Source organism: Enterobacter sp. KB-280D8, from assembly GCF_041399405.1.
GTDB classification, from domain to species: Bacteria; Pseudomonadota; Gammaproteobacteria; order Enterobacterales; family Enterobacteriaceae; genus Enterobacter; species Enterobacter cloacae_N.
Genome location: NZ_JBGKEC010000002.1, coordinates 791569 through 818512, shown reverse-complemented (window position 1 = coordinate 818512; position 26944 = coordinate 791569). Strand labels below are relative to the sequence as shown.

At 57.6% G+C, this 26944-nt stretch carries 25 protein-coding genes; 17 read left to right on the top strand and 8 right to left on the bottom strand.

What is annotated here, in order from left to right; translation table 11 throughout:
* Nucleotides 1-119: 119 nt before the first annotated feature.
* From brnQ to AB8818_RS09360, 5 genes are all read left to right on the top strand, one after another.
* Nucleotides 120-1439, top strand: coding sequence for a branched-chain amino acid transporter carrier protein BrnQ (gene brnQ / locus AB8818_RS09380; protein WP_116341649.1), 1320 nt, complete (start codon nt 120-122; stop codon nt 1437-1439).
* An 81-nt stretch (nt 1440-1520) separates the two neighbouring features.
* A complete protein-coding gene (proY, locus tag AB8818_RS09375; RefSeq protein ID WP_116341648.1) occupies nt 1521-2894 on the top strand; it encodes a proline-specific permease ProY in 1374 nt (457 codons plus the stop codon).
* Nucleotides 2895-3056: 162 nt separating this feature from the next.
* A complete protein-coding gene (gene malZ / locus AB8818_RS09370) occupies nt 3057-4874 on the top strand; it encodes a maltodextrin glucosidase (RefSeq protein ID WP_192983464.1) in 1818 nt (605 codons plus the stop codon).
* Nucleotides 4875-4960: 86 nt separating this feature from the next.
* Complete coding sequence (locus AB8818_RS09365) at nt 4961-7582, top strand: DUF2339 domain-containing protein (RefSeq protein WP_192983462.1); 2622 nt, start codon at nt 4961-4963, stop codon at nt 7580-7582.
* Entirely contained in the window at nt 7579-8964 is a 1386-nt protein-coding gene (locus AB8818_RS09360) for a DUF3999 domain-containing protein (RefSeq protein WP_192983459.1), read from the top strand. Before AB8818_RS09365 ends, AB8818_RS09360 begins: the two co-directional genes overlap by 4 nt.
* 43 nt (nt 8965-9007) lie before the next feature.
* On the opposite strand, the gene AB8818_RS09355 is transcribed toward AB8818_RS09360, so the two are convergent.
* Together AB8818_RS09355 and acpH are read right to left on the bottom strand one after the other, a co-directional pair.
* Nucleotides 9008-9610, bottom strand: a complete 603-nt coding sequence (locus AB8818_RS09355; RefSeq protein ID WP_003859113.1) for a peroxiredoxin C — start codon at nt 9608-9610, stop codon at nt 9008-9010.
* A gap of 127 nt (nt 9611-9737) precedes the next feature.
* On the bottom strand, nt 9738-10319 hold the full coding sequence (acpH, locus tag AB8818_RS09350; protein WP_116341640.1) for an ACP phosphodiesterase: 582 nt from the start codon (nt 10317-10319) through the stop codon (nt 9738-9740).
* Nucleotides 10320-10411: 92 nt separating this feature from the next.
* Between acpH and queA the strand changes: the two genes are divergently transcribed.
* From queA to AB8818_RS09315, 7 genes are all read left to right on the top strand, one after another.
* Nucleotides 10412-11482 carry a tRNA preQ1(34) S-adenosylmethionine ribosyltransferase-isomerase QueA gene (queA, locus tag AB8818_RS09345; protein WP_163330415.1) on the top strand — a complete coding sequence of 357 codons (1071 nt, stop codon included), beginning with the start codon at nt 10412-10414 and terminating at the stop codon, nt 11480-11482.
* Between the two features lie 53 nt (nt 11483-11535).
* The gene (tgt, locus tag AB8818_RS09340) at nt 11536-12663 is read left to right on the top strand and encodes a tRNA guanosine(34) transglycosylase Tgt (RefSeq protein WP_045259930.1); all 1128 of its coding nucleotides are present in this window, start codon (nt 11536-11538) and stop codon (nt 12661-12663) included.
* A gap of 22 nt (nt 12664-12685) precedes the next feature.
* Nucleotides 12686-13018, top strand: coding sequence for a preprotein translocase subunit YajC (gene yajC, locus AB8818_RS09335; RefSeq protein WP_000007630.1), 333 nt, complete (start codon nt 12686-12688; stop codon nt 13016-13018).
* Nucleotides 13019-13045: 27 nt separating this feature from the next.
* Nucleotides 13046-14893 (top strand): protein translocase subunit SecD, encoded by a 1848-nt coding sequence (gene secD, locus AB8818_RS09330; protein ID WP_192983456.1) that lies wholly within the window; start codon nt 13046-13048, stop codon nt 14891-14893.
* Between the two features lie 10 nt (nt 14894-14903).
* Nucleotides 14904-15875, top strand: coding sequence for a protein translocase subunit SecF (gene secF / locus AB8818_RS09325; RefSeq protein ID WP_028012143.1), 972 nt, complete (start codon nt 14904-14906; stop codon nt 15873-15875).
* Nucleotides 15876-16017: 142 nt separating this feature from the next.
* A complete protein-coding gene (locus tag AB8818_RS09320) occupies nt 16018-16383 on the top strand; it encodes a VOC family protein (RefSeq protein WP_008503341.1) in 366 nt (121 codons plus the stop codon).
* A 14-nt stretch (nt 16384-16397) separates the two neighbouring features.
* Complete coding sequence (locus tag AB8818_RS09315; RefSeq protein ID WP_192983454.1) at nt 16398-17078, top strand: YafY family protein; 681 nt, start codon at nt 16398-16400, stop codon at nt 17076-17078.
* 120 nt (nt 17079-17198) lie between these two features.
* Here AB8818_RS09315 and AB8818_RS09310 read toward each other — a convergent pair whose 3' ends face one another.
* Both AB8818_RS09310 and AB8818_RS09305 read right to left on the bottom strand, forming a co-directional pair.
* Nucleotides 17199-18077, bottom strand: a complete 879-nt coding sequence (locus AB8818_RS09310) for a nucleoside-specific channel-forming protein Tsx (RefSeq protein WP_116341805.1) — start codon at nt 18075-18077, stop codon at nt 17199-17201.
* Nucleotides 18078-18347: 270 nt separating this feature from the next.
* A complete protein-coding gene (locus AB8818_RS09305) occupies nt 18348-18887 on the bottom strand; it encodes a DUF3251 domain-containing protein (RefSeq protein WP_192983451.1) in 540 nt (179 codons plus the stop codon).
* A gap of 153 nt (nt 18888-19040) precedes the next feature.
* Between AB8818_RS09305 and nrdR the strand changes: the two genes are divergently transcribed.
* From nrdR to thiL, 5 genes are all read left to right on the top strand, one after another.
* Nucleotides 19041-19490: a transcriptional regulator NrdR gene (gene nrdR, locus AB8818_RS09300; protein ID WP_008503337.1), complete on the top strand. Its 450-nt coding sequence runs from the start codon at nt 19041-19043 to the stop codon at nt 19488-19490.
* A 4-nt stretch (nt 19491-19494) separates the two neighbouring features.
* Nucleotides 19495-20598 (top strand): bifunctional diaminohydroxyphosphoribosylaminopyrimidine deaminase/5-amino-6-(5-phosphoribosylamino)uracil reductase RibD, encoded by a 1104-nt coding sequence (gene ribD / locus AB8818_RS09295; RefSeq protein ID WP_192983448.1) that lies wholly within the window; start codon nt 19495-19497, stop codon nt 20596-20598.
* 87 nt (nt 20599-20685) lie between these two features.
* Nucleotides 20686-21156, top strand: a complete 471-nt coding sequence (gene ribE, locus AB8818_RS09290) for a 6,7-dimethyl-8-ribityllumazine synthase (RefSeq protein ID WP_006176874.1) — start codon at nt 20686-20688, stop codon at nt 21154-21156.
* Nucleotides 21157-21177: 21 nt separating this feature from the next.
* Nucleotides 21178-21597, top strand: a complete 420-nt coding sequence (gene nusB, locus AB8818_RS09285) for a transcription antitermination factor NusB (RefSeq protein ID WP_006809908.1) — start codon at nt 21178-21180, stop codon at nt 21595-21597.
* A 77-nt stretch (nt 21598-21674) separates the two neighbouring features.
* Nucleotides 21675-22646: a thiamine-phosphate kinase gene (gene thiL, locus AB8818_RS09280; protein ID WP_116341632.1), complete on the top strand. Its 972-nt coding sequence runs from the start codon at nt 21675-21677 to the stop codon at nt 22644-22646.
* Between the two features lie 67 nt (nt 22647-22713).
* Here thiL and AB8818_RS09275 read toward each other — a convergent pair whose 3' ends face one another.
* From AB8818_RS09275 to xseB, 4 genes are all read right to left on the bottom strand, one after another.
* The gene (locus tag AB8818_RS09275) at nt 22714-23688 is read right to left on the bottom strand and encodes an aldo/keto reductase (protein WP_192983445.1); all 975 of its coding nucleotides are present in this window, start codon (nt 23686-23688) and stop codon (nt 22714-22716) included.
* A 62-nt stretch (nt 23689-23750) separates the two neighbouring features.
* Nucleotides 23751-25613, bottom strand: coding sequence for a 1-deoxy-D-xylulose-5-phosphate synthase (gene dxs, locus AB8818_RS09270; RefSeq protein ID WP_116341627.1), 1863 nt, complete (start codon nt 25611-25613; stop codon nt 23751-23753).
* Between the two features lie 24 nt (nt 25614-25637).
* Nucleotides 25638-26537 (bottom strand): (2E,6E)-farnesyl diphosphate synthase, encoded by a 900-nt coding sequence (ispA, locus tag AB8818_RS09265; protein ID WP_163330422.1) that lies wholly within the window; start codon nt 26535-26537, stop codon nt 25638-25640.
* Nucleotides 26538-26780 (bottom strand): exodeoxyribonuclease VII small subunit, encoded by a 243-nt coding sequence (gene xseB / locus AB8818_RS09260; RefSeq protein WP_045909783.1) that lies wholly within the window; start codon nt 26778-26780, stop codon nt 26538-26540.
* Nucleotides 26781-26944 lie beyond the last annotated feature (164 nt).

Genomic DNA, 26944 nt, shown 5'->3' with positions numbered 1-26944 from the left:
CCACGCCAGGACGGGAGCATTTCCCGCTGAAATTGAGCAAATTTTCGGCTGTATCGTCCCGTCAGGGAAATCGAAAATCTCAACGTTTTCAACACCACATCCACAGGCAGTAAGGTTTTATGACCCATCACTTAAAATCGCGTGACATTATCGCGCTGGGCTTTATGACATTTGCGCTGTTCGTTGGCGCAGGCAACATCATTTTCCCTCCAATGGTTGGCTTACAGGCGGGTGAACACGTCTGGACCGCCGCGTTTGGTTTCCTGATTACTGCCGTGGGTCTGCCGGTCCTGACCGTTGTCGCGCTGGCGAAAGTCGGCGGCGGCGTGGATAGCCTCAGCACCCCGATTGGTAAAGTGGCGGGCGTACTGCTGGCTACCGTCTGCTATCTGGCCGTTGGCCCGCTGTTTGCGACCCCGCGTACCGCGACCGTTTCCTTCGAAGTAGGGATTGCTCCTCTGACCGGCGACGGCGCGATGCCGCTGTTTATCTACAGCCTGATTTACTTTGCCATCGTGATCCTGGTTTCCCTCTATCCGGGCAAGCTGCTGGACACGGTCGGTAACTTCCTGGCGCCGCTGAAAATTGTTGCGCTGATCGTGCTGGCCGTGGCGGCCATCATCTGGCCAGCCGGTCCAATTAGCGACGCGATGGACGCCTATAAAAACGCCGCGTTCTCTAACGGCTTTGTGAACGGCTACCTGACGATGGATACGCTGGGCGCGATGGTGTTTGGTATCGTTATCGTTAACGCCGCGCGTTCCCGCGGTGTGACCGAAGCGCGTCTGCTGACCCGCTATACCATCTGGGCTGGCCTGATGGCCGGTGTAGGCCTGACGCTGCTGTATCTGGCGCTGTTCCGCCTGGGCTCTGATAGCGCGATGCTGGTCGATCAAAACGCCAACGGTGCGGCTATCCTCCACGCTTACGTTCAGCACACCTTCGGTGGTGCGGGCAGTATGCTGCTGGCGGCGCTGATCTTCCTGGCGTGCCTGGTAACCGCGGTTGGCCTGACCTGCGCCTGCGCAGAGTTCTTTGCTCAGTATCTGCCGCTCTCATACCGTACCCTGGTGTTTATCCTCGGTATCTTCTCCATGGCGGTGTCCAACCTCGGTCTGAGCCACCTGATTCAGGTCTCGATTCCGGTGCTGACGGCGATTTATCCGCCGTGCATCGTGCTGGTGGTGTTGAGCTTCACCCGTCCGTGGTGGCATAACTCCTCACGAATTATTGCGCCAGCCATGTTTATCAGCCTGATTTTTGGTATCCTTGACGGGATTAAAGCATCAGCGTTCGCTGAAATTCTGCCAGCCTGGACACAGCGTCTGCCGCTGTCCGAGCAGGGCCTGGCCTGGCTGATGCCTACCGTTGTTGCACTGGTTCTGGCGGTTATCTGGGATCGTGCTGCAGGGCGTCAGGTCGCATCTAACGCTCATTAATCAACGGCAACAAACTGTTTAACCACGGGGCTTAAGGCCCCGTGGTTTTTTGTTTTTTTCGTGTTGAATGGCAAGATTTAAATGGAAAGCACTAACAAACTTAAACGTGGATTGAGCACGCGCCACATCCGCTTTATGGCGCTGGGCTCTGCTATCGGCACCGGTCTTTTTTATGGCTCGGCAGATGCCATCAAAATGGCCGGTCCCAGCGTTCTGCTGGCGTACATTATCGGCGGCGTGGCGGCGTATATCATCATGCGCGCCCTCGGCGAAATGTCGGTTCACAACCCGTCTGCCAGCTCCTTCTCCCGCTACGCGCAGGAAAACCTCGGCCCGCTGGCCGGGTTTATCACCGGCTGGACCTACTGCTTTGAAATTTTGATTGTGGCGATTGCCGACGTGACGGCATTCGGCATCTATATGGGCGTCTGGTTCCCGGCGGTGCCGCACTGGATTTGGGTGCTGAGCGTGGTGCTGATCATTTGCGCCGTCAACCTGATGAGCGTGAAGGTGTTCGGCGAGCTGGAGTTCTGGTTCTCCTTCTTCAAGGTCGCCACCATCATCATCATGATTGTGGCCGGTTTCGGGATCATTATCTGGGGAATTGGCAACGGCGGGCAGCCGACCGGTATTCACAACCTCTGGAGCAACGGTGGCTTCTTCAGCAACGGCTGGCTCGGGATGGTCATGTCGCTGCAAATGGTGATGTTCGCCTACGGCGGTATCGAGATTATCGGTATCACCGCCGGGGAAGCGAAAGATCCGGAGAAGTCCATTCCGCGCGCCATCAACTCGGTGCCGATGCGTATTCTGGTGTTCTATGTGGGTACGCTGTTCGTGATTATGTCCATCTACCCGTGGAATCAGGTGGGTACCAACGGTAGCCCGTTTGTTCTGACCTTCCAGCATATGGGGATTGCCTTTGCGGCCAGCATTCTTAACTTTGTGGTGCTAACCGCGTCGCTCTCCGCGATAAACAGTGACGTCTTTGGCGTGGGCCGCATGCTTCACGGCATGGCGGAGCAGGGCAGCGCGCCGAAGGTGTTCGCCAAAACGTCACGCCGCGGCACGCCGTGGGTGACGGTGGTGGTGATGACCGTAGCGCTGCTGTTCTCGGTTTACCTGAACTACATCATGCCGGAGAACGTTTTCCTGGTGATTGCGTCCCTGGCGACCTTCGCGACGGTATGGGTATGGATCATGATCCTGCTGTCGCAGATTGCCTTCCGCCGTCGTCTGTCGCCGGATGAGGCGAAAGCGCTGAAGTTTAAGGTGCCGGGCGGGGTGGCGACGACCGTGGTCGGGCTGATCTTCCTGGTGTTTATCATTGGCCTGATTGGCTACCACCCGGATACCCGCATTTCCCTGTACGTGGGCTGTGCGTGGATCGTTCTGTTGCTGATCGGCTGGGTGTTTAAGTGCCGCCGCGACCGCCAGCTGGCGGAAGCGCAGTAATATCCATTTTCCCTCTCCCGGTGGGAGAGGGTTAGGGTGAGGGCATCAGGCCGCACAGATGCCTCCTCCCCCGTCCTCCTCCCCCAATAAATCACGTCATGGTGAGCTATCCTTAACCACCCTGTGGCAAGGTGACGTCAATTTCATCAGAGGGGATTCGTGATGTTAAACGCCTGGCACCTTCCGGTTGCCCCATTTGTTAAGCAAAACAAAGACAACCTTGTGATTACGCTCTGGCTGGCGGGGGAAAACCAGCCTGAACGCGTGACGCTTCGCGCCGAAATTGATAACGAAGAGACTGGGCTGAAAATGCACAAGCTGCGCAGCCAACCGCAGCCGGGGATCACCGCGTGGCGGGCGAATATCGATTTGCGCAGCGGGCAGCCGCGCCGTCGATACAGCTTCAAGCTGCTGTGGAACAACCGTCAGCTGTGGTTTACCCCGCAGGGGTTTAGCCGTTTCCCGCCCGCGCGGCTGGAGCAGTTTGCCGTCGATTATCCTGATAACGGCCCGCAGTGGGTTAACGAACAGATCTTTTACCAGATTTTCCCGGACCGCTTTGCGCGCAGCGAAAAACGCACCGCCGACCAGGACAAGGTCTATTTCCATCATGCGGCCGGTCACGACATCATTCTGAAAAAATGGGATGAACCGGTGACGGCGCAGGCAGGTGGCTCGACGTTCTACGGCGGCGATCTCGACGGCATCAGCGAAAAGCTGCCGTACCTGAAAAAACTGGGCGTGACGGCGCTGTACCTCAACCCGGTGTTTAAAGCCCCGAGCGTGCACAAATACGATACCGAAGATTATCGCCACGTTGATGAGCAGTTTGGCGGCGACGAGGCGCTGCTGCGCTTGCGTAAGAATACGCAAAAAGAGGGGATGCGCCTGATCCTGGACGGCGTGTTCAACCACAGCGGCGATTCGCACGCCTGGTTTGACCGCCATAACCAGTCGATGGGCGGGGCATGTCATAACCCGGACTCGCCGCAGCGCGACTGGTACAGCTTTAACGAAGAGGGCCGCGCGCTGGACTGGCTGGGATACCCGAGCCTGCCGAAGCTGGATTTCCAGTCGCCTTCTCTGATTGATGAAATTTACGGCGGTGAAGACAGCATCGTCCGTCACTGGCTGAAGGCGCCGTGGAATATGGACGGCTGGCGCCTGGACGTGGTGCATATGCTGGGTGAAGCGGGCGGGGCGCGGAATAACATTCAGCACGTCGCCGGGATCGCGCGTTCGGCAAAATCGGCCCAGCCGGAGGCGTTTGTGTTTGGCGAACACTTTGGCGACGCGCGCCAGTGGCTGCAAAACGATGCGGAAGATGCGGCGATGAACTATCGCGGCTTTACCTTCCCGCTGTGGGGATTCCTGGCAAATACCGATATCTCCTACGATCCGAACCATATCGATGCCGAAACCTGCGCAGCGTGGATGGATAACTATCGCGCAGGCCTGTCGCATCAGCAGCAGCTGCGGATGTTTAACCAGCTCGATAGCCACGATACCGCGCGCTTTAAATCCCTGCTCGGCAAGGACATCGCACGTTTCCCCCTGGCGGTCACATGGCTCTTCACCTGGCCGGGTGTGCCGTGCATTTACTACGGAGATGAAGTGGGGCTGGACGGCAACAACGATCCGTTCTGCCGCAAAACTTTCCCGTGGGAGGAAGAGAAACAGGACAAGGTGCTGTTCAGCCTGTATCAGCGGCTGGCGAAACTGCGCAAGCAGAGCCTTGCCCTGCGTTACGGTGGCTGTCAGGTGGTGTACGCCCACGATAACGTGGTGGTGTTTGTCCGCGTCTATAACCAGCAGCGCGTGCTGGTGGCGATCAACCGGGGCGAGGGCTGTGAAGTGGTGCTGGATGATTCACCGCTGCTAAAGGTGGCGATGTGGAAGAATAAAGAGGGCAAGGCGACGATGCAGGACGGCGTGCTGGCGCTGCCTGCGGTATCCGCGACGGTCTGGCTCGGCAGCTAATCCGCTAATGTTTCCACCTTTTAAGATGGCGCAAATGCAACGATTTGTGTCAATCTTAACGGATTGTATACGGTGAAGGTGGAAACATGGACGAGCTTTACATCCTTGGCTGTTTGTTCCTGGTTTTTGCGCTGCTGGTTGCGCCCGTGCTCGCGGTTATCGGGTTTAATCGAAGCACGGCGGCACAGCAGGAGATCGCCCGGCTACGCCAGCGCATTGAGGCGCTTGAGCAGCGCGGCGCGGCAGAGATAGCGCCGGAGCCAGAACAGGTGCAAGCTGCTACTCCGGCGGTCGTGACCGCGCCGGTGGCTGAGGACGCTCCCGCGCCTGTCGATCCCTGGCGTCCCGAGATTCCCGCTATCGAGGCCGAACCCGCTCCGGCCCCTGCGCCTGCGGCTAAACAGCCTTCTGCCTTTGGCGGCATAGTGACCTCGCTGGCGCGCTGGTTTATGCAGGGCAATCCCCTGGCGAAGCTTGGCATTCTGCTGCTCTTCCTGGGTCTTTCATTCCTGCTGCGCTATACCGTTGAACACTCCCTGTTCCCGCTTGAGCTGCGCCTGGTGGCGACGGCGCTGTTTGCCATCGTGCTGCTGGCGGTTGGGTGGCGGCTGCGGCACAGGCAGCCGATCTACGCGCTTATCTTACAGGGCGGGGCGACGGGCATTCTCTACCTGACGGTCTTTGGCGCCTTCCGGCTCTGGCAGATGCTGCCGATGACGCTGGCCTTTGCGCTACTGGTGGTGATTTGCGCCGCGAGCGTTGGGCTGGCCGTGCTGCAGAAAGCGCTGAGCCTTGCCATGCTGGCGAGCCTCGGCGGATATCTTGCGCCGCTGCTGCTATCTACCGGGGGCGGTAGCTTTGTGGCGCTGTTCTCCTTCTATCTCCTGCTTTCCATCGGCATTCTCGCCATCAGCATCTGGCAGCACTGGCGCGAGCTTAACCTGCTCGGGCTGCTCTTTACCTTTGGCGTGGGCGGCCTGTGGGGGCTGAGTGATTACCAGCCTGAAGACTATTGGATCTGCCAGCTGTTCCTGATTGCCAATACGCTGATCTTCGGCGTGCTGAGCGTAGCGCTGTCGCTGAGGGCGCAGGAGAAAGGGAAGCAGATTATTGACGGCGTGCTGCTGTTTGCCCCGCCGCTGGTGGGTTTTGGGATGCAGTACGGCATGACCCGACACTGGGAATATGGCCCGGCCCTGAGCGCGCTGGGATACGGGGCGTTTTATCTTACCCTCGCGTTCCTTGCGCTGCGGCGCTATCCCTCCATCGGACGACCGCTGGTGATGGCGGCGCTGGCCATCGGCGGCGGATTTGCCACGCTTGCGATTCCGCTGGCGCTCTCCGCGCGGTGGACGGCGATGGCCTGGGCGCTGGAGGGGCTGGGCATCCTCTGGCTGGGCGTGCAGCAGCACCAGCGACGCATGAGCTATAGCGGGACGGCGCTGCTGGTGCTGGCGCTCGGCAGCGCGCTGTGGGCGCAGATGAATGGCGTTACGTCGCTGAGCCTGCTGCTGATCTTCACCATCCTCAGCCTTTGCTGGCTGGCTGCTGCCTGGCTGTGGCGGAACATCTTTCTGCCGGTTAGCTGGGCGCTGCTGGCAGGCGGGCTGCTGTTCTGGCTCGTGGCGCTATTTGGCGCGTCGCGGCTGGTGTTGAAGCAGGAATTACCTGTTCTGGCAGGCGTGCTGGCGTTGACGGCGGCGTCGGTCTGGGGCTGGCGGCAGGCTGCGGCTCGTCTGGCGTGGCGGGAACTGGATGCCAGCAAATGGCTGCTGTGGCCGCTGATGCTGGTGATGGTGGGCTATCAGCTCTCGCACCAGCAGATATTTGCCGCCGGCTGGTCAAATCTGGCCTGGGTAATCGCGCTTCCTGCCGCGCTGATGCTGCTGCGGCGCGACGGCTCCCGTTTAGCGCTGCGCATCTCTGGGGGGCTGCATCTGTCTCTGTTCTGGATGATTTTACTGGCGCTGGCGGCGGAGCTTTACTGGTTTGCCCGGTCGCTGCCGTGGGGCATGGCGGCCTGGGGCAGCGGGCTGGCAATGGCCGCAGGCGGCGGGGTGATTATGGCGCTCTCTGCGGCGGTACGTCGTCGCGGGTGGCCGTTCCGGGAGTGGCCCGCACTCTACGCGTGTATAGCACCGATCCCCGTGGTCGTGGCGCTGCTGGTATTGCTGGTGGTGACCAATTTCCAGGACGGCGTGGTTTACCGTCAGACCTGGCTGCCGCTGGTGAATCCGCTTGAGGAAGGCGCGGCGTTCGCGCTGCTGGGGCTGGTGGTCTTTTATCAGATGGTGGAACGCTACTACCCGGCGCTGCTCTCGCAGGCACGTCCGTGGCCTGCCGTCGCGATTATGGCGTTTGGCTTCTGGTGGCTTAACGGTGCGCTGATGCGCGCCCTGGCCTGGTACGGCGACGTGGCCTGGAATATGGCATCACTGTGGGATTCGCGGCTTATCCAGACCTCGTTTGCCCTGTTCTGGATGCTGAGCGCGCTGGTGATCATGGTCCACGCCACCCGCCGGGCTTCCCGTCAGGAGTGGCTTGGCGGTGCCGCGCTGCTGGGGGTGGTGATGGTTAAACTGATGCTGGTGGACAGCGCGGGCGGAGGCGGTCTGTCACGCGCGGTGGCGTTTATCGGCGTGGCAATACTGGTGCTGATCGTGGGGTATTTCTCGCCGCTGCCGCCCAAAACAGGAGATGAAAAATGAAATGGATGAAAGCGGTAGCTTGTACCGCGCTGCTGGCGCTTGCCGTCCCGGGGTTCTGCGAAGAGGTACAAACGGAATCGCCCCGGGACTATGCCTTTGGCCGCTCGCTGGATACGTCTGCTCCTTCCCAGTGGTATCGGGTGACGCTGCCGCTCGCCGTCTATGCGCAGAGCACGTCGCCGGATCTGCATGACGTTCGCGTCTTTAATCAGTCGGGCGAGCCGGTTCCCTTCAGCCTGGTTACCGCGACGCGCCCGCAGGCGGCAGTGCAATCCACGGCGCTGCGCCTCTTTCCGCTGGACGCGTCGCCCCTTGCGCCTGCGCGAGGGGGTGAGGAGAGCGATAAGATCCTGCTCCGTTCCGCAAACGGCGTTGAGATTGTGCTTGAAGGACAAAATGCCGCCGCAACCGGCCAGCATTATCTGCTGACTCTGCCGGAGCAGGATACGGGGGAAATAAGGCTGTCCCAATTACAGCTGCTCTGGAATACCCCTCAGACGCCGTGGCAGGGAACGGCGTCGGTCTATTACAGCGAGGATCTTAAGCGCTGGTATACCCTGCGTGAGGATATGCCGCTGCTGGACGTGGTGAGCGGGCAGGATCGTCTTAAGCTGGACCGGATCGATACCGATATTGTTTTGTCTCCCGATACGAACCGCTATCTCCTGGTGGTGCTGAACGCGCAGAGCCAGGGAATAACCTTGACCGGCGTAAACGCAATCAGCGCACCTGCCCAGGCGGCCCCGGAAGCGATCGACCTTGAGGGGGAAGGGGAGCAGCTATCGACAAGCGAAGCGCAGTGGCGCTGGGCGCGTCCGCAGCCGCTGAGTGCTGTCAGCATCTCACTGAACGGCGATGGCGTCCTTCCCGTGGAGATAGCGTGGCGCAGTTCGGATAAAGATGCATGGCACCCCCTGAAAAAAGAGGTTCTTTACCGTCTGGAGGGAAAAACGTCTCCACCTGTTTCGCTTAACGGGGGCCTGGTGCAGGCGGTGAAAGTCACGACGCTGAATGCGCGCCTGCCGGAGTACCTGCCGAGCGTCACCGGGCATCGCGATCGCTATGACCTGGTGTTCAACGCGCAGGGAAAAGCACCGTACGTGCTCGCCTGGGGTAACGGGGCGGCAAAACCAGCCAGCGTGGAGCCTGACATGCTGATCCCTGCCGATCTGCGCAAGACCTATGATATGGCGAACCTGCCGCAGGCCGACATTCTGGATGATGTCGCGTTAGGCGGCGAGGGGCGTCTGACCGCGACCTCTGCGTCCGAGCAGGAGAGCAGGATGAACGCGCTGCTGGTGTGGGGCGTGCTGATTGCGGGCGTGATTCTGCTGGCGGTCATGGCCTGGCGCATCTGGCGAGAGACGCAGCGTAAGGCATAAAAAAAGGCCCGCATAAGCGGGCCTTCTTCGTAAACCGTGCCGATTACAGGCTGGATACGTTCTCAGACAGGTATTTAGCTACGCCGTCTGGGGAAGCTGCCATACCTTCTTTACCTTTTTCCCACTGAGCCGGGCACACTTCGCCGTGCTCTTCGTGGAACTGCAGCGCGTCAACCATGCGCAGCATTTCGTCGATGTTACGACCCAGCGGCAGATCGTTCACAACCTGGTGACGAACGATGCCGTTTGCGTCGATCAGGAAGGAGCCGCGCAGCGCAACGCCAGCGTCCGGATGTTCGATACCGTAAGCCTGCTGGATTTCGCGTTTGATGTCCGCAACCATTGCGTATTTCACCGCACCGATGCCGCCGTTTTCGACAGGGGTGTTACGCCATGCGTTGTGTACAAATTCAGAGTCGAAGGAGACGCCAACCACTTCCACGCCACGCTTCTGGAATTCTTCATAACGTTTGTCGAACGCGATCAGCTCAGACGGGCAAACGAAAGTGAAGTCCATTGGCCAGAAGAACAGAACGGTCGCTTTACCGTTGGTGTGCTGTTTGAAGTTGAAGTTTTCAACGATTTCACCGTTGCCCAGAACTGCTGCAGCTGTAAAATCCGGAGCCGGACGAGTTACCAGAACCATATGATTCTCCTGTAGATACTAAGGTTATTTGGAACGCAACGCGAGCCAGTATAGAGAGTGTTCCTGGATAAGACAAAGAGGTGGTGACAATCGTTCCACCAGCTTTTACCTATCAATGTGAATTCTGTTACAGCTGTTTGTTTTTCGCCTGCGCCATCATGCGTGGATAGAACTGCCAGAATTGGCTCTCCAGCGCATCGTAATGTTCATCCAGGTCATACCAGGAGTCGCGCAGCGCATCCAGCCGCGGGCGGCGGCTTGCCATCCCATTCAGCACATTCTGGATAAAATCCATCTCGCGATAGCGCTCCAGCCAGCGTTCTGACCACAGGTAGTTATTCAGATTCACAAAGCGCGGCGGCGAGTCGGGCAGAATAATCGACACCTGCTGGTGGGCGTAGCGCACAAACGCCGGCAACGGCATCTCCGGCGATAGCTGTTCCCAGTGGCGCGACAGGAAGTGGTCCCACATCACGTCGAGCGTGATCGGCGCAACGCGGCGCGTTTCAGGGCGAAACCACGCTTTGGCTTCCGTCACTTCCGGCAGCTTATCCGTCAGCACGTCGATGCGGCGGTGCATAAAAATCCCGTCGACAACCTCAGGGGAATAGTCCTCAGCGGGGTTGCCGCGCACAAAATCGGCCAGCAAATTGCCGGACAGGGAGCTGTCAGCGAGATGAGCGAGATGCAGGTGAGCGAGAAAATTCATGCGTTTTATTTGTCCAGTGGCGGCTAGTTGTTGCAGCAAAAGGGTGTGAGCACTAGACTATGCCGCCTGTTTTTAAGTCACGAGTATACGTCATGCGCGTCGCCGATTTCTCCTTTGAACTACCTGAATCCCTGATTGCTCACTATCCCATGCCTGAGCGCAGCAGCTGTCGCTTACTGTCACTGGATGGGCCAACGGGCGAGCTGACGCACGGTACTTTCACCGATTTGCTCGACAAGCTCAACCCTGGCGATCTGCTGGTCTTTAACAATACCCGCGTGATCCCGGCGCGCCTGTTTGGCCGTAAGGCCAGCGGCGGCAAGATTGAAGTGCTGGTCGAACGTATGCTCGATGATAAACGCATTCTGGCACATATTCGCGCCTCTAAGGCACCGAAGCCGGGCGCGGAGCTGCTGCTCGGCGATGACGAGAGCATTAAAGCGACCATGACCGCGCGCCACGATGCGCTGTTTGAGGTGGAATTCAACGACGAGCGTACGGTGCTCGATATCCTGAACGCCATCGGCCATATGCCGCTGCCGCCGTACATTGAGCGCCCGGACGAAGAGGCTGACCGCGAGCTATACCAGACCGTTTACAGCCAGAAGCCTGGCGCGGTGGCTGCACCCACGGCGGGTCTGCACTTTGATGAGCCGCTGCTGGAAAAGCTGCGTGCCAAAGGCATTGAGATGGCGTTTGTGACGCTGCACGTTGGCGCGGGCACCTTCCAGCCGGTGCGCGTGGACAGCATTGAAGACCACATCATGCACTCCGAGTATGCCGAAGTGCCGCAGGATGTGGTGGACGCGGTGCTGGCGGCGAAAGCGCGGGGTAGCCGCGTCGTGGCCGTCGGTACGACGTCCGTGCGTTCACTGGAGAGCGCCGCGCAGGCTGCAAAGCGCGATCTTATCGAGCCGTTCTTTGGCGATACGCAGATTTTTATCTACCCGGGCTATCAGTACAAAGTGATTGACGCGCTGGTGACCAACTTCCATCTGCCTGAATCGACGCTGATTATGCTGGTCTCCGCGTTTGCGGGTTATCAGCATACGATGAATGCCTACAAGTCTGCGGTAGAACAAAAATATCGCTTTTTTAGCTACGGGGACGCGATGTTTATCACGTACAATCCGCTGGCTTTGAATGAGCGTGTCGGGGAATAAGTCCGCGGCACCGTATTACAACGTTGGACTGTTTTTCTGACGTCGGAGAAAAAATGAAATTTGAACTTGATACCACCGATGGCCGCGCGCGTCGCGGTCGCCTGGTGTTTGATCGCGGCGTGGTGGAAACCCCCGCGTTTATGCCTGTGGGCACATACGGCACCGTAAAAGGGATGACGCCGGAAGAAGTTGAAGCCACTGGCGCACAGATTATCCTCGGCAATACCTTCCACCTGTGGCTGCGTCCGGGTCAGGAGATTATGAAGCTCCACGGCGATCTGCACGATTTTATGCAGTGGAAAGGCCCCATCCTCACCGACTCCGGTGGATTCCAGGTTTTCAGCCTTGGCGATATCCGCAAGATCACCGAGCAGGGCGTACACTTCCGTAACCCGATCAACGGCGATCCGATTTTCCTCGATCCAGAAAAATCGATGGAGATTCAGTACGATCTCGGCTCTGACATCGTGATGATCTTCGACGAATGTACGCCATACCCGGCAGACTGGGACTACGCGAAACGCTCTATGGAGATGTCTCTGCGCTGGGCGAAGCGCAGCCGCGACCGTTTTGACTCCCTGCAGAACAAAAATGCGCTGTTTGGCATTATACAGGGCAGCGTTTACGAAGATTTACGCGATATCTCAGTTAAAGGTCTGGTAGAGATAGGTTTTGATGGCTACGCTGTCGGCGGTTTGGCTGTGGGTGAGCCGAAGGAGGACATGCACCGCATTCTGGAGCACGTCTGCCCGCAAATCCCGGCGGATAAACCACGATACCTGATGGGTGTGGGTAAACCCGAAGATCTGGTGGAAGGCGTACGTCGCGGCATTGATATGTTCGACTGCGTGATGCCAACCCGCAACGCGCGTAACGGTCATCTGTTCGTTACCGATGGCGTGGTGAAAATCCGTAACGCGAAGCATAAGAGTGACACCAGCCCGCTCGATTCCGAGTGCGATTGCTATACCTGTCGCAATTATTCTCGCGCGTATCTGCATCATCTCGATCGTTGTAACGAGATTTTGGGCGCGCGTCTCAATACGATTCATAATCTTCGCTACTATCAGCGCTTAATGTCTGGTTTACGCAAGGCTATCGAAGAGGGTAAATTAGAGAGCTTCGTGACCGATTTTTACCAACGTCAGGGGCGGGATGTTCCACCGTTGAACGTTGATTAATATTAATAATGAGGGAATTTGAATGAGCTTTTTTATTTCTGATGCGGTAGCGGCAACAGGTGCTCCGGCGCAGGGCAGCCCGATGTCTCTGATCCTGATGCTGGTTGTGTTCGGTCTGATCTTCTACTTCATGATCCTGCGCCCACAGCAGAAGCGTACCAAAGAGCACAAAAAGCTGATGGACTCCATCGCGAAAGGCGATGAAGTGCTGACCAACGGTGGTCTGGTCGGCCGCGTAACCAAAGTGGCTGAAAGCGGCTACATTGCTATCGCCCTGAACGACACCACTGAAGTGGTTATCAAACGTGACTTCGTAGCTGCCGTTCTGCCGAAAGGCACTATGAAGGCGCTGTAATCCCAACTTTTCCCAAAGGGAACTGCCGTGTTAAACCGTTATCCTTTGTGGAAGTACATCATGCTGGTCGTCGTGATTATCGTCGGCCTGCTGTACGCGCTTCCCAACCTGTATGGTGAGGATCCGGCTGTTCAAATCACTGGCGCGCGCGGTGTCGCCGCCAGTGAGCAAACGCTGATCCAGGTCCAGAAAACGTTACAAGAAGAAAAAATTACCGCTAAGTCTGTGGCTCTGGAAGAGGGTGCAATTCTTGCTCGCTTCGACACCACCGACACGCAGCTCCGCGCTCGCGAAGCGCTGATGGGCGTGCTGGGTGACAAATATGTCGTGGCGCTTAACCTTGCTCCTGCAACCCCTCGCTGGCTGGCTGCGCTGAACGCAGAGCCAATGAAACTCGGTCTTGACCTGCGTGGCGGCGTTCACTTCCTGATGGAAGTGGATATGGATACCGCGCTCGGCAAGCTGCAGGAACAGAATATCGACAGCCTGCGCAGCGATCTGCGTGACAAAGGCATCCCATACACTACCGTGCGTAAAGAAGATAACTACGGCATGAGCATCACGTTCCGCGACAGCGCGGCGCGCGATCAGGCTGTAGATTACCTGACCCAACGTCACCGTGACCTGGTGATCACCTCTCAGGGCAGCAACCAGCTGCGTGCGGTGATGACCGATGCGCGTCTGAAAGAAGCGCGTGAATATGCCGTTCAGCAGAACATCAACATTCTGCGTAACCGTGTGAACCAGCTGGGTGTGGCTGAGCCGTTGGTACAGCGTCAGGGTGCTGACCGTATCGTGGTTGAACTGCCGGGTATCCAGGATACCGCGCGTGCGAAAGAGATTCTCGGTGCGACCGCGACGCTGGAATTCCGTCTGGTGAACTCCAATGTCGACCAGTCCGCCGCGGCGTCTGGCCGTATTCCGGGCGACTCCGAAGTGAAACAGACCCGCGAAGGTCAGCCGGTTGTGCTGTACAAGCGCGTGATCCTGACCGGTGACCACATCACTGACTCCACGTCGAGCCAGGATGAGTACAACCAGCCGCAGGTTAACATCTCGCTGGATAGCGCGGGTGGTAACATTATGTCTAACTTCACTAAGGACAACATCGGTAAACCGATGGCGACCCTGTTCGTGGAGTACAAAGACAGCGGTAAGAAAGATGCAAACGGTCGTGCGGTGCTGGAGAAAGAGGAAGAGGTGATTAACATCGCCAACATCCAGTCTCGTCTGGGTAACAGCTTCCGTATTACCGGTATTAACAACCCGAACGAAGCGCGTCAGCTCTCTCTGCTGCTGCGTGCCGGTGCGCTGATTGCGCCAATTCAGATTGTTGAAGAACGTACCATTGGTCCAACGCTGGGTATGCAAAACATCCAGCAGGGTCTGGAAGCGTGTCTGGCCGGTCTGGCGGTCTCTATCCTCTTCATGATCTTCTTCTATAAGAAGTTTGGTCTGATTGCGACGTCCGCGCTGATCGCGAACCTGGTGCTGATCATCGGCATTATGTCCCTGCTGCCGGGGGCGACGCTGACCATGCCGGGGATTGCGGGTATCGTTCTGACCCTTGCGGTGGCGGTCGACGCCAACGTACTGATTAACGAACGTATCAAAGAAGAGTTGAGCAACGGTCGCTCTGTTCAGCAGGCGATTGACGAAGGCTATAAAGGCGCGTTCAGCTCCATTTTCGATGCGAACGTAACAACACTGATTAAGGTTCTTATCCTGTATGCAGTGGGTACTGGCGCGATCAAAGGCTTTGCGATTACAACCGGTATCGGTGTCGCAACGTCAATGTTTACCGCTATTGTCGGCACCCGTGCCATCGTGAACCTGCTGTACGGCGGCAAGCGCGTCAAAAAGCTGTCTATCTGAGGAGTGCGTTGTGGCACAGGAATATACTGTTGAACAATTGAACCATGGCCGTAAAGTCTGGGACTTTATGCGCTGGGACTACTGGGCCTTCGGCATTTCAGGTTTACTGCTGATTCTGTCCATCATCGTTATGGGCGTGAAAGGCTTTAACTGGGGTCTGGATTTCACCGGTGGTACGGTCATCGAGATCTCCCTGGAAAAACCGGTCGATATGGACCAGATGCGTCTGTCTTTGCAGAAAGCGGGCTTTGAAGAGCCGCTGCTGCAGAACTTCGGCAGCAGCCGCGACATCATGGTGCGTATGCCGCCGGTGCACGATGCCAACGGCAGCCAGGAGCTGGGCAGTAAGGTCGTACAGGTCATTAACGAGACCACCAGCCAGAGCGCGGCGGTCAAGCGTATTGAGTTCGTCGGCCCGAGCGTGGGTGCAGACCTGGCGCAGACCGGCGCCATGGCGCTGCTGGTGGCGCTGATCTCCATCCTGGTGTACGTCGGTTTCCGCTTCGAGTGGCGACTGGCGGCCGGTGTGGTTATCGCGCTGGCGCACGACGTGGTGATCACCATGGGCATACTGTCTCTGTTCCACATTGAGATTGACCTGACTATCGTGGCATCCCTGATGTCCGTTATCGGTTACTCACTGAACGACAGTATCGTGGTATCTGACCGTATCCGTGAAAACTTCCGTAAGATCCGTCGCGGCACGCCGTACGAAATCTTTAACGTGTCGTTGACCCAGACGCTGCACCGTACCTTGATCACATCCGGTACCACCCTGATGGTAATCCTGATGCTGTTCCTCTTCGGTGGCCCGGTGCTGGAAGGCTTCTCGCTGACCATGCTGATCGGTGTCTCCATCGGTACGGCGTCGTCCATCTACGTCGCGTCCGCCCTGGCCCTGAAACTCGGTATGAAGCGCGAGCACCTGCTCCAGCAGAAAGTCGAAAAAGAAGGGGCGGATCAGCCGTCCATTCTGCCGTAAGGCGACGTTTAGTGCGTTATCGGAATCCCGGTCTGTTGACCGGGATTTTTTTTATCTGCTCCTGATAAACACTCCTGACAGTATGCTGTCAGGAGCCCTGTCGTAGACTCCTTCTGAACCCAAACAACAGACAGGAGGATGTATGAAAAGCGTAATTAACTGGTTTGAAATTCCGGTCTCGGATATGGATCGCGCCATCAAATTTTATGAGCCGGTCATGCAGCTCGCGCTGCGTCGCGAGAAAATGGATTGCGCAGAGCTGGCGGTTTTTCCGCATGAGGATCCCGCCACCGGTGGGGCGCTGGCAAAATTTGACGGCGTTACACCGTCTTTGCAGGGCGCTATTATTTACCTGCATACTGACAATCTGGCGGCGACGCTCGATCGCATTGCCTCCGCGGGCGGCGAGTGCGTATTTGGCCCGCTGGAACTGCCGCATGGTATCGGCACTATCGCACTGTTTACCGACAGCGAGGGTAACCGCGTCGGCCTCCATCAACCTGCCTGAGAGCGGAATGAGATATGACCCGACGCGCTGACCGTTTGTTTCAGATTGTGCAGATCCTGCGGGGCAGGCGTCTGACAACGGCAGCGCATCTGGCGGACCGGCTTGGCGTGTCCGAGCGCACGGTCTACCGCGATATCCGCGACCTGTCGCTTTCCGGCGTGCCGGTGGAAGGCGAGGCGGGAAGTGGATATCGGCTAATGTCGGGTTTTGATCTGCCGCCGCTGATGCTGACAAATAAAGAATCCGAAGCGCTGATGGTCGCGATTCGCCTGCTTAAAACCTGGGGAGGCGAATCGCTGTCGCGCGAGCTGGAGTCGGCCCAGGAGAAGGTGCTGGCTATCCTGCCCGAGGAGAGCCGTCGAAAGGCGGAGCAGACGCGGATCTACGCCCCGGATTTTTGCATGCAAAGCCACTCCCGCAGCGATTTTGACATGATCCATCAGGCGATTTCCGCCCAGCGCGTATTGGCGCTGCATTATCGTGATGAAGCCGGGCAGCTCTCAAAACGTGAGGTTCAGCCGCTGGGCTTGTTCTTCTGGGGGGAGCGCTGGCTGCTGGCAGCGTGGTGTGAACGGCGCGATGACTACCGCTGTTTTCGGCTCGACCGGTGTCTCAATATTGTGCAGACGGAGAGGCGGTTCAGCGAGAGTGCGGACAGGTCTTTGGCGGATTTTTTGCGGAAGGTGAGGCAGTAAAAAGCCGGGTGGCGAGGTAAAAGCAAAACGGCAACGTGTATTGCCGTTTTTAGTATTTGTTCCCTCTCCCTGTGGGAGAGGGGCAGGGTGAGGGCATCAGCCCGCACGGTCCCGCACTGATTAGAAGTTGTAACCTACGACCAGGTAACCACCCCAGCCGGTAGAACGGACGTGTTCGTTCATCCATACCAGTTTAGCGTCGTCGTTCCACTGGCCGCCGTTGTGCCAGTAACGTGCCACAACAGAGTAGTGCCAGTGATCGTAGTTCAGCGCCAGGATGTGACTGGAGGCGATGGAGTCATTGGTACGCTGCTTAATACCGTTCTCTGCGTAACCGCTCTTATCGCCCAGATCTGAACCCCAGTCGAAGTTGGTGAAGCCGATGTAGCTCAGGTTACCGCCCCAGAGTTGGGTAATTGGAACAAAGTATTTCACTTTGAAACGGTAGCCATCCCACTCGTTCTGGTTTTCAGCACCGTAGTTCTGCCACTGATATTTCGCGTATACGTTCAGGGACAGGCTCATTGGCAGGCCCGTGTCGATGTCGGTACCCAGACCCATATACCAGGTGCTCTGACGACCAGACTCGTTGCGGCCCATGTCGTAGATATAGTTGTTCGCGAAGTACCACTCTTTAAACGGACCGAAGCTCAGATTGGTGCCGGTCAGCTTGTCGATGGAGAAGCGCGGTTCGATCTCCATGAACAGTGGGGAACCGTGGTTCCAGATACCTTTAGCCTGAGAGTTACCACCGAAGAAGACCGGTGCATCCATATAGCCATAGAAATCAAACCAGTCTTTCTTGGCGAATGCTTCGTACTCCAGGTAGGTATCGTTGCGGATCTGTGGTCCGAAACGGGTGTGGTAGCTGCCTACCACGTTAACGCTCTGGTGCCACCAGTCGGAGAGGTATTGTGGTTTCTCGTTTTCCGCTGCGTTAACAGTGAAAGAGGAGGAAAGTGCCAGAACTGCACCGGCTGCGAGTAATGTTTTTTTCATAATCATGCCACTGATTGAAATTCCCTTCCGGGAGTGAAAAATGCGCGAATTGCGTTTCTAAATATTTCGTGTTTCTGCGGTGCCTATTATAGGAATCCCTGCTCACAAAAATATGTGTTGTTTCACATATCTCTCACACACGTAATCGATTGCGTTCACGTTTGCGTACTTTAAACGGCCGGGATTGTAGCGGCAATCATTTCTGTTGCCAATCCATACGAAATGTAAATGTTAGCGGAGTGACATTTCACTCCGCTCAAAAGGAGGGGATTACTGCGCGGCGGGTTGGATATCGTGAATGCGGATAAAGCCTAACTGCTCAGGCGTAAGGCCGCTTAACTGAAGCGGAATATCCACATCGCTGGGCGCTAACACGCTGGCCGGAGCGGTGAACAGCTGATTCTTCACATTCACCTCCTGGTAATTCTCCGTGGTGCCCTGGATCTGTCCCCATTCGACGGTACCGCTAAAGGCTGGCAGCGGATCGTTAGATTCGCCATGAATACGCAATGTTGCGCGCGTACCATCCGCATTCGCCGCCACGTTCACCAGCGACATTTTCAGCGTGCCAATCTGGCTGTTGAGCAGAGCAGGCGTGTTTGCCCCCGGCAGCAGGTACACCCCGCTGGTGGATTTGGCGTTCAGCGCGTTTTGCTGGGTGATCTTCACCGTTTCTTTGTTCAGTTTGTCCATCGCCGTGTTGAGCGTATTCACGCTTTGTTTCATCTGACGGACTTCGGTTTGCTGTGCACAGGCACTGAGGGTGAAGAGGCTCCCCACCAGTAAAATTCTCAGGTAACGTCTTGTCATAGCGTTTATTTCCTTGAAATAACGGATCCCCATAATGGTAGCCAGCAACGCGTCGCCAGACATAGATCCTTTGTCTCAAAAAAGCTCTTCCTTTGTTGTCAGGCCAGATCAGGGTAAAATGAAAATCAGTTAACCAGATAACAGGGATACCGTATGCATTGCCCATTCTGCTCCGCTGTGGATACCAAAGTCATCGACTCTCGTCTTGTGGGCGAAGGGTCTTCAGTGCGCCGTCGTCGGCAGTGTCTGGTGTGCAACGAGCGTTTCACGACCTTTGAGGTTGCAGAGCTGGTAATGCCGCGCGTGGTAAAAAGTAACGACGTGCGCGAGCCGTTTAATGAAGAGAAACTGCGCAGCGGAATGCTGAAGGCCCTCGAAAAACGGCCCGTCAGCGCGGATGACGTCGAAATGGCGCTAAACCACATTAAATCTTACCTGCGAGGCCTTGGCGAGCGTGAAGTGCCGAGCAAAATGATCGGCAACCTGGTGATGGAGCAGTTGAAAAAGCTCGATAAGGTCGCCTATATCCGCTTCGCTTCGGTCTACCGCAGCTTCGAAGACATCAAAGAGTTTGGCGAAGAGATCGCCCGCTTACAGGATTAAGCTCATGCACGATGAGATGTACATGGCGCGAGCCATGAAGCTGGCGCAGCGCGGTCGTTTTACCACCCATCCCAACCCGAACGTCGGGTGCGTTATCGTGAAAGATGGCGAGATCGTGGGTGAGGGGTTTCACTATCGTGCAGGCGAGCCGCATGCGGAGGTTCATGCGCTGCGCATGGCCGGCGAGAAGGCGCGCGGCGCCACCGCCTATGTGACGCTGGAGCCCTGCAGCCATCACGGGCGTACGCCGCCGTGCTGTGAAGCGCTGATTGCTGCGGGCGTTTCACGCGTGGTTGCATCGATGCAGGACCCGAATCCGCAGGTGGCCGGACGCGGCCTGTATCGCCTGCAGCAGGAAGGGATTGACGTCAGCCATGGGCTGATGATGCAGGACGCTGAAGCCCTCAACAGAGGCTTCCTGAAGCGCATGCGCACAGGGTTCCCGTATATTCAGCTCAAGCTGGGCGCCTCGCTGGACGGCCGTACGGCGATGGCAAACGGCGAAAGCCAGTGGGTAACTTCGCCACAGGCAAGGCGCGATGTGCAACGTCTGCGCGCGCAAAGCCATGCTATCCTCACCAGCAGTGAAACGGTCCTGGCTGACGATCCGGCCATGACCGTGCGCTGGGATGAACTGAATGCCGATACCCAGGCGCTTTATCCGCAGGAGAACCTGCGTCAGCCGCTGCGTATTGTTATTGATAGCCAGAACCGCGTAACGCCGCAGCACCGCATCGTCCAGCAGCCGGGTGAAACCTGGATTGCGCGCACGAGGGAAGATACGCGCGACTGGCCGGAAGGCGTGCGCAGCGTTATGGTGCCGGAGCATAACGGGCATCTGGATCTGGTGGTGCTGATGATGCTGCTCGGCAAGCAGCAGGTGAACAGCATCTGGGTCGAAGCTGGCCCGACGCTTGCCGGCGCGCTGCTTCAGGCGGGGCTGGTGGATGAACTGCTCGTCTACGTTGCACCTAAACTGTTAGGTCACGACGCGCGCGGCTTGTTTGTGCTGCCCGGCATTGAAAAACTGGCCGACGCACCGCAACTCACATTCAGCGAGATTCGTCCGGTGGGTCCGGATGTCTGCCTCCATTTAACGACAGCGTAATTGCTCCCGAAATAGGGAAGCAGTGCGCAAAGTATTATGATAAAATCCGCCCCCCTGCGGGGCCAAATGAACCCGTAAAGGAAGAGTATGAACATTATTGAAGCTGCTGTAGCTACCCCGGACGCTCGCGTCGCCATCACCATTGCGCGTTTCAACAACTTCATCAACGACAGCCTGCTGGAAGGTGCGATTGACGCCCTGAAACGTATCGGCCAGGTTAAAGATGACAACATTACCGTTGTTTGGGTTCCAGGCGCTTACGAACTGCCACTGGCGGCGGGCGCGCTGGCGAAAACCGGTAAATACGACGCGGTGATTGCGCTGGGTACTGTTATTCGTGGCGGCACTGCGCACTTCGAATACGTTGCGGGCGGTGCAAGCAACGGTCTGGCACACGTTGCGCAGGATGCTGAAATTCCTGTCGCGTTCGGCGTGCTGACCACCGAAAGTATTGAACAAGCCATCGAACGTGCTGGCACCAAAGCCGGTAACAAAGGTGCAGAAGCTGCACTGACCGCGCTTGAAATGATCAATGTATTGAAAGCCATCAAGGCCTGATTTTTTTGTAAGGGGAATTCCGTGAAACCTGCTGCTCGTCGCCGCGCCCGTGAATGTGCCGTCCAGGCACTTTACTCCTGGCAGTTGTCCCAGAACGACATCGCTGATGTTGAATACCAGTTCCTGTCAGAACAGGACGTGAAAGACGTTGACGTTCTGTACTTCCGTGAACTGCTGTCGGGAGTGGCGACTAATAGCGCGTATCTCGATGGCCTGATGAAGCCATACCTGTCCCGTCTGCTCGAAGAGCTGGGCCAGGTGGAAAAAGCAGTGTTGCGTATCGCGCTGTTTGAGCTGTCTAAACGTGATGATGTCCCGTACAAAGTGGCCATCAACGAAGCGATCGAACTGGCGAAAACCTTCGGCGCTGAAGACAGCCACAAGTTTGTTAACGGCGTACTTGATAAAGCAGCACCTGCGATCCGTCCCCACAAAAAGTGATCCGCAAACCGGAGTCCTGCATTGCCTGACGGGCAGTGCGGCTCCGGTTTTTTCTTTTATTTGCTGAGGCATAACGTATGGCATGCGGCGAATTCTCCCTGATTGCCCGTTATTTCGACCGTGTCAGAACCTCTCGTCTTGATGTTGAAACCGGCATTGGCGATGACTGTGCACTTCTCAATATTCCTGAAAAGCAGACGCTGGCAATCAGCACCGACACCCTGGTGTGCGGACGTCATTTCCTGCCCGATATCGATCCTGCCGATCTGGCGTATAAAGCCCTGGCGGTGAACGTCAGTGATCTGGCGGCGATGGGAGCCGATCCCGCGTGGCTGACGCTGGCTCTGACGCTACCAGAGGTGGATGAAGCCTGGCTGGAAGCCTTTAGCGATGCGCTGTTTGAGCAGTTGAACTACTACGATATGCAGCTGATTGGCGGCGATACGACTGCCGGGCCGCTGTCGATGACGCTGGCGATCCACGGCTATGTGCCGCTCGGTCGCGCGCTGAAGCGCTCGGGCGCTAAACCGGGCGACTGGATCTATGTGACCGGTACGCCGGGAGACAGCGCGGCAGGGCTGGCGATCCTTCAGGATCGCTTAACCGTGAAGGACGCTGACGATGCGGCATATCTGGTGAAACGCCACCTGCGCCCAACGCCGCGCATTCTGCACGGTCAGGCACTGCGCGAGCGGGCCAGCTCGGCTATCGATCTCTCTGACGGGCTGATCTCGGACCTCGGGCATATCCTGAAGGCCAGCGGCGTGGGCGCGCGCGTTGACCTGGATCTCTTCCCGCTGTCTGAGCAACTGCTTCGCCATGTAGAGCCTGAGCAGGCGCTGCGCTGGGCGCTATCCGGCGGCGAGGATTACGAGCTGTGCTTCACCGTTCCTGAGCTGAACCGTGGAACGCTGGACGTGGCGTTAGCGCATCTCGGCGCGAAATTTACCTGTATCGGTCAGATCATGCCGGAGAGTGAAGGGCTGAAGTTTGTGAAAGACGGTGCGCCCGTTACGCTGGACTGGAAAGGGTACGATCACTTCGCGTGAGTTTGTACCTCTGTATTGCCGGGTGGCGGCTACGCCTTACCCGGCCTACGGATTAGAGGGTGAGGGCTTATTTAAACCCCACCACCGGATGCTGCTGATACGGCGTTTCCAGCTCGGCAACCTGCTCCGGCGTAAGCGTGATATCAACCGCATTCAGCAGCTCATCCAGCTGTTCTTCCCGCGATGTGCCGATAATCGGTGCCGCAACCCCGCGCTTGCCCAACAGCCAAGCCAGCGCCACCTGCGCGCGGGTGGCGCCGGTATCATCGGCAATTCCGGCTAACCGTTCGGCAATCAACGCATCGCTGGCTTCGGTACCGGAATAAAGATTTTTTCCCACTTCATCCGATACCAGACGAGCCGTGGTTTCTCCCCACGGGCGGGTTAATCGACCGCGCGCCAGCGGGCTCCACGGGATCACCGCCACGCCTTCCTGATGGCACAGCGGCAGCATCTCGCGTTCTTCTTCCCGGTAGATCAGGTTGTAGTGATCCTGCATGGTGACAAAGCGCGCCCATCCATGCTTCGCCTGGAGATCCAGCGCCTGAGCAAACTGCGACGCGTGCATAGACGACGCGCCGATATAGCGTGCCTTACCGGCTTTCACCACGTCGTTGAGCGCCTCAAGCGTCTCCTCGATCGGCGTGTTGTAATCCCAGCGGTGGATCTGCAGCAGGTCGACGTAATCCATGTTCAGGCGTCTGAGGCTGTCGTCAATGGAGCGCAGGATCTGCGCGCGAGACAGGCCCTCAGCCAGGTCGCCCACTGGATAGTAGACTTTGGTGGCAACGACGATGTCATCCCGGCGGGCAAAATCGCGCAGGGCGCGGCCGACAATCTCCTCGCTGCTGCCGTCGGAGTAGCTGTTGGCGGTGTCAAAGAAGTTAATGCCGCCCTCGATGGCGCGTTTGATTATCGGGCGGCTGCTCTCTTCCGGCAGCGTCCAGGCGTGGTTTCCCCGATCCGGCTCGCCAAAGGTCATGCAGCCCAGGCAAAGCCGGGAAACGCTAAGGTCGGTTTTTCCTAATGTTGTGTATTGCACGGTCCGCTCCTGCTGTTTTAAACATGAGGTTTAAGCATAGCAGGAGCGGAAAAGGGGAGGGGTTATGCCAGCCAGCTGCGGATTTTGGCTTCGATACCGGCAGCGTCCAGGCCAATCGCCGCGCGCGCTTCGTCCTGGGTGCCTTGCGGAATGAAGTAGTCCGGCAGGCCGAGGTTCAGCACCGGCACGGCCTTACGGTTTGCCATCAGCACCTCATTCACGCCGCTGCCCGCGCCGCCCATAATGGCGTTTTCTTCCAGCGTAACCAGCACGTCGTGCGTCTCAGCCATATTCAGGATCAGGGACTCATCCAGCGGCTTCACAAAGCGCATGTCCACCAGGGTAGCGTTCAGCGTTTCAGCCGCTTTCGCCGCCTCCGGCATCAGCGTGCCGAAGTTCAGGATCGCCACTTTCTCACCGCGACGCTTCACCAGACCTTTACCGATCGGCAGTTTTTCCAGCGGCAGCAGCTCGACGCCCACTGCATTGCCGCGCGGGTAGCGAACCGCGCTTGGGCCATCCTGATAGTGGTAGCCGGTAAACAGCATCTGACGACATTCGTTCTCGTCGCTTGGCGTCATGACAACCATATCCGGGATACAGCGCAGGAAGGAGAGATCGAACGCGCCCTGGTGCGTCTGGCCGTCGGCACCGACGATGCCCGCGCGGTCGATAGCAAACAGCACCGGCAGCTTCTGGATGGCCACGTCGTGGATAACCTGATCGTAGGCGCGCTGCAGGAAGGTGGAATAGATAGCGACAACCGGCTTGTAGCCGCCAATCGCCAGGCCAGCTGCAAACGTCACCGCATGCTGCTCGGCAATAGCAACGTCGAAATACTGGTCAGGGTATTTTCTGGAGAACTCCACCATGCCGGAGCCTTCACGCATGGCCGGAGTGATCGCCATCAGCTTGTTGTCTTTCGCTGCGGTTTCGCACAGCCAGTCGCCGAAAATTTTGGAATAGCTCGGCATGCCGCCGCTGCTTTTTGGCAGACAGCCGCTGGACGGATCGAATTTCGGCACCGCGTGGAAGGTGATCGGATCTTTTTCCGCTGGCTCGTAGCCACGCCCTTTTTTGGTCATGATGTGCAGGAACTGCGGGCCTTTCAGGTCGCGCATGTTCTTGAGCGTGGTCACCAGACCCAGCACGTCATGGCCGTCAACCGGGCCAATATAGTTAAAGCCAAGCTCTTCAAACAGGGTGCCCGGTACGACCATACCTTTGATGTGTTCTTCGGTACGCTTGAGCAGCTCTTTAATCGGCGGTACGCCGGAGAAAACTTTTTTGCCGCCTTCGCGCAGCGAGGAGTAGAGCTTGCCTGAAAGCAGCTGCGCAAGATGGTTGTTCAGCGCGCCGACGTTTTCGGAGATCGACATTTCGTTATCGTTAAGGATAACCAGCATGTCCGGCTTGATGTCGCCCGCGTGGTTCATGGCCTCGAAGGCCATACCGGCGGTAATGGCACCGTCGCCAATCACGCAGACGGTGCGGCGCTGCTTGTTCTCTTTTTCGGCGGCAACGGCAATACCGATGCCCGCAGAAATGGAGGTCGAGGAGTGGCCGACGCTCAGTACGTCATACTCGCTCTCTCCGCGCCACGGGAAGGGGTGCAGGCCGCCTTTCTGGCGAATAGTGCCAATTTTATCGCGACGTCCGGTCAGAATTTTGTGCGGATAGGCCTGGTGGCCCACGTCCCAGATAAGCTGATCGAACGGCGTGTTATAGACGTAGTGCAGCGCCACGGTCAGCTCTACCGTGCCAAGCCCGGAGGCGAAATGGCCGCTGGAGCGGCTTACGCTGTCGAGCAGGTAGCGACGCAGCTCGTCGCACAGCTTCGGCAGGCTCTCTTTCGGCAACAGACGTAACTCCTGGGTGGAGTCAACTAACGCCAGTGTCGGGTATTTGGCAATATCAAAACTCATCAAAGGCTCATCGAGATATATAGTTTATTTATTACGCTGGATTATATAGTCCGCTAGCGCTTCCAGTGCCGAGGTATCCAGCGATTGCGCGGCCAGCTCATTCAGCGACCGGCGGGCATCGTCAATCAGATCCCGGGCTTTACGTTGGGCTTGCTCAAGTCCCAGCAGGGCGGGGTAGGTACTTTTGCCAAGCTGCTGGTCGGCACCCTGACGTTTACCCAATGTTGCAGTATCGCCCACCACATCCAGAATGTCATCCTGAACCTGGAATGCCAGACCGATACTTTCTGCGTATCTGTCCAGAATCGGCAGGGCTTTGCGCCCTTGCTCACCCGCGCTCAGCGCGCCCAGGCGAACGGCGGAACGAATAAGCGCGCCCGTCTTATGGCGGTGAATACGCTCCAGCTGTTCCAGATTAACCTGACGTCCTTCCGCTTCAAGATCCAGCGCCTGACCGCCGCACATGCCGGCCACACCGCTGGCTATCGCCAGTTCGGAGATCATCGCCAGGCGGTCGCGGTCGCTCACTTCTGCCATCGGCGCGTCGCTCAGAATGGAGAATGCCAGCGTTTGCAGGGCATCACCCGCCAGAATGGCATTCGCCTCGCCAAACTTAATGTGGCAGGTTGGCTGACCCCGACGCAAATCGTCGTCATCCATCGCCGGAAGATCGTCGTGAATCAGCGAGTAGGCGTGGATGCACTCAACGGCAGCTGCCGGGGCGTCCAGCGTGTTATCGCTGATACCAAACATATTGCCGGTGGCGTACACCAGAAACGGGCGCAGGCGCTTTCCACCCAAGAGTGCGCCATAGTGCATGGCTTCAACCAGTGGAGTGTTCTGAAAAGGCTGTGGCGCAATAAATCGGCGCAGGGCGTCGTTGGCGCGCACGACGCGCGCCTGAAGCTCGTTGGCAAAATCCATTTACTCGGCGTCCGGTGTGAAAGGCGTGGTTTTCGCCTCTTCGCTGTCGGAGAGCAGGATCTGCACGCGCTGCTCGGCCTGCTGCAGTTTGACCTGCCCCTGGCGTGCCAGCTGCACGCCGCGCTCGAATTCGTTGAGCGCTTCTTCCAGCGGGAGATCGCCGCTCTCAAGACGGGTAACGATTTGCTCCAGTTCACTCAGCGCAGTTTCGAAACTGGCCGGTGCGTCGTTCTTCTTCGGCATAGTGAATTGACTCTTATATTCTCAGCCCCGACATGGTAACGGACTCAGGGCAATTATCAAATAACGCGCAATGTGCACAGGAGCGGCGCGATGGTGGTATACTTGCGCGCCTGGATGCAGCCACGGGTGTGGGCTGCTGTACTCTTTTCCATTACAAGCCTTAA

Bases quoted from the DNA above. Each gene is read 5' to 3' on its own strand.
- brnQ (WP_116341649.1), top strand. From the start codon at position 120: ATGACCCATCACTTAAAATCGCGTGACATTATCGCGCTGGGCTTTATG.
- proY (WP_116341648.1), top strand. From the start codon at position 1,521: ATGGAAAGCACTAACAAACTTAAACGTGGATTGAGCACGCGCCACATC.
- malZ (WP_192983464.1), top strand. From the start codon at position 3,057: ATGTTAAACGCCTGGCACCTTCCGGTTGCCCCATTTGTTAAGCAAAAC.
- AB8818_RS09365 (WP_192983462.1), top strand. From the start codon at position 4,961: ATGGACGAGCTTTACATCCTTGGCTGTTTGTTCCTGGTTTTTGCGCTG.
- AB8818_RS09360 (WP_192983459.1), top strand. From the start codon at position 7,579: ATGAAATGGATGAAAGCGGTAGCTTGTACCGCGCTGCTGGCGCTTGCC.
- AB8818_RS09355 (WP_003859113.1), bottom strand. From the start codon at position 9,610: ATGGTTCTGGTAACTCGTCCGGCTCCGGATTTTACAGCTGCAGCAGTT.
- acpH (WP_116341640.1), bottom strand. From the start codon at position 10,319: ATGAATTTTCTCGCTCACCTGCATCTCGCTCATCTCGCTGACAGCTCC.
- queA (WP_163330415.1), top strand. From the start codon at position 10,412: ATGCGCGTCGCCGATTTCTCCTTTGAACTACCTGAATCCCTGATTGCT.
- tgt (WP_045259930.1), top strand. From the start codon at position 11,536: ATGAAATTTGAACTTGATACCACCGATGGCCGCGCGCGTCGCGGTCGC.
- yajC (WP_000007630.1), top strand. From the start codon at position 12,686: ATGAGCTTTTTTATTTCTGATGCGGTAGCGGCAACAGGTGCTCCGGCG.
- AB8818_RS09320 (WP_008503341.1), top strand. From the start codon at position 16,018: ATGAAAAGCGTAATTAACTGGTTTGAAATTCCGGTCTCGGATATGGAT.
- AB8818_RS09315 (WP_192983454.1), top strand. From the start codon at position 16,398: ATGACCCGACGCGCTGACCGTTTGTTTCAGATTGTGCAGATCCTGCGG.
- AB8818_RS09310 (WP_116341805.1), bottom strand. From the start codon at position 18,077: ATGAAAAAAACATTACTCGCAGCCGGTGCAGTTCTGGCACTTTCCTCC.
- AB8818_RS09305 (WP_192983451.1), bottom strand. From the start codon at position 18,887: ATGACAAGACGTTACCTGAGAATTTTACTGGTGGGGAGCCTCTTCACC.
- nrdR (WP_008503337.1), top strand. From the start codon at position 19,041: ATGCATTGCCCATTCTGCTCCGCTGTGGATACCAAAGTCATCGACTCT.
- ribD (WP_192983448.1), top strand. From the start codon at position 19,495: ATGCACGATGAGATGTACATGGCGCGAGCCATGAAGCTGGCGCAGCGC.
- ribE (WP_006176874.1), top strand. From the start codon at position 20,686: ATGAACATTATTGAAGCTGCTGTAGCTACCCCGGACGCTCGCGTCGCC.
- thiL (WP_116341632.1), top strand. From the start codon at position 21,675: ATGGCATGCGGCGAATTCTCCCTGATTGCCCGTTATTTCGACCGTGTC.
- dxs (WP_116341627.1), bottom strand. From the start codon at position 25,613: ATGAGTTTTGATATTGCCAAATACCCGACACTGGCGTTAGTTGACTCC.
- ispA (WP_163330422.1), bottom strand. From the start codon at position 26,537: ATGGATTTTGCCAACGAGCTTCAGGCGCGCGTCGTGCGCGCCAACGAC.
- xseB (WP_045909783.1), bottom strand. From the start codon at position 26,780: ATGCCGAAGAAGAACGACGCACCGGCCAGTTTCGAAACTGCGCTGAGT.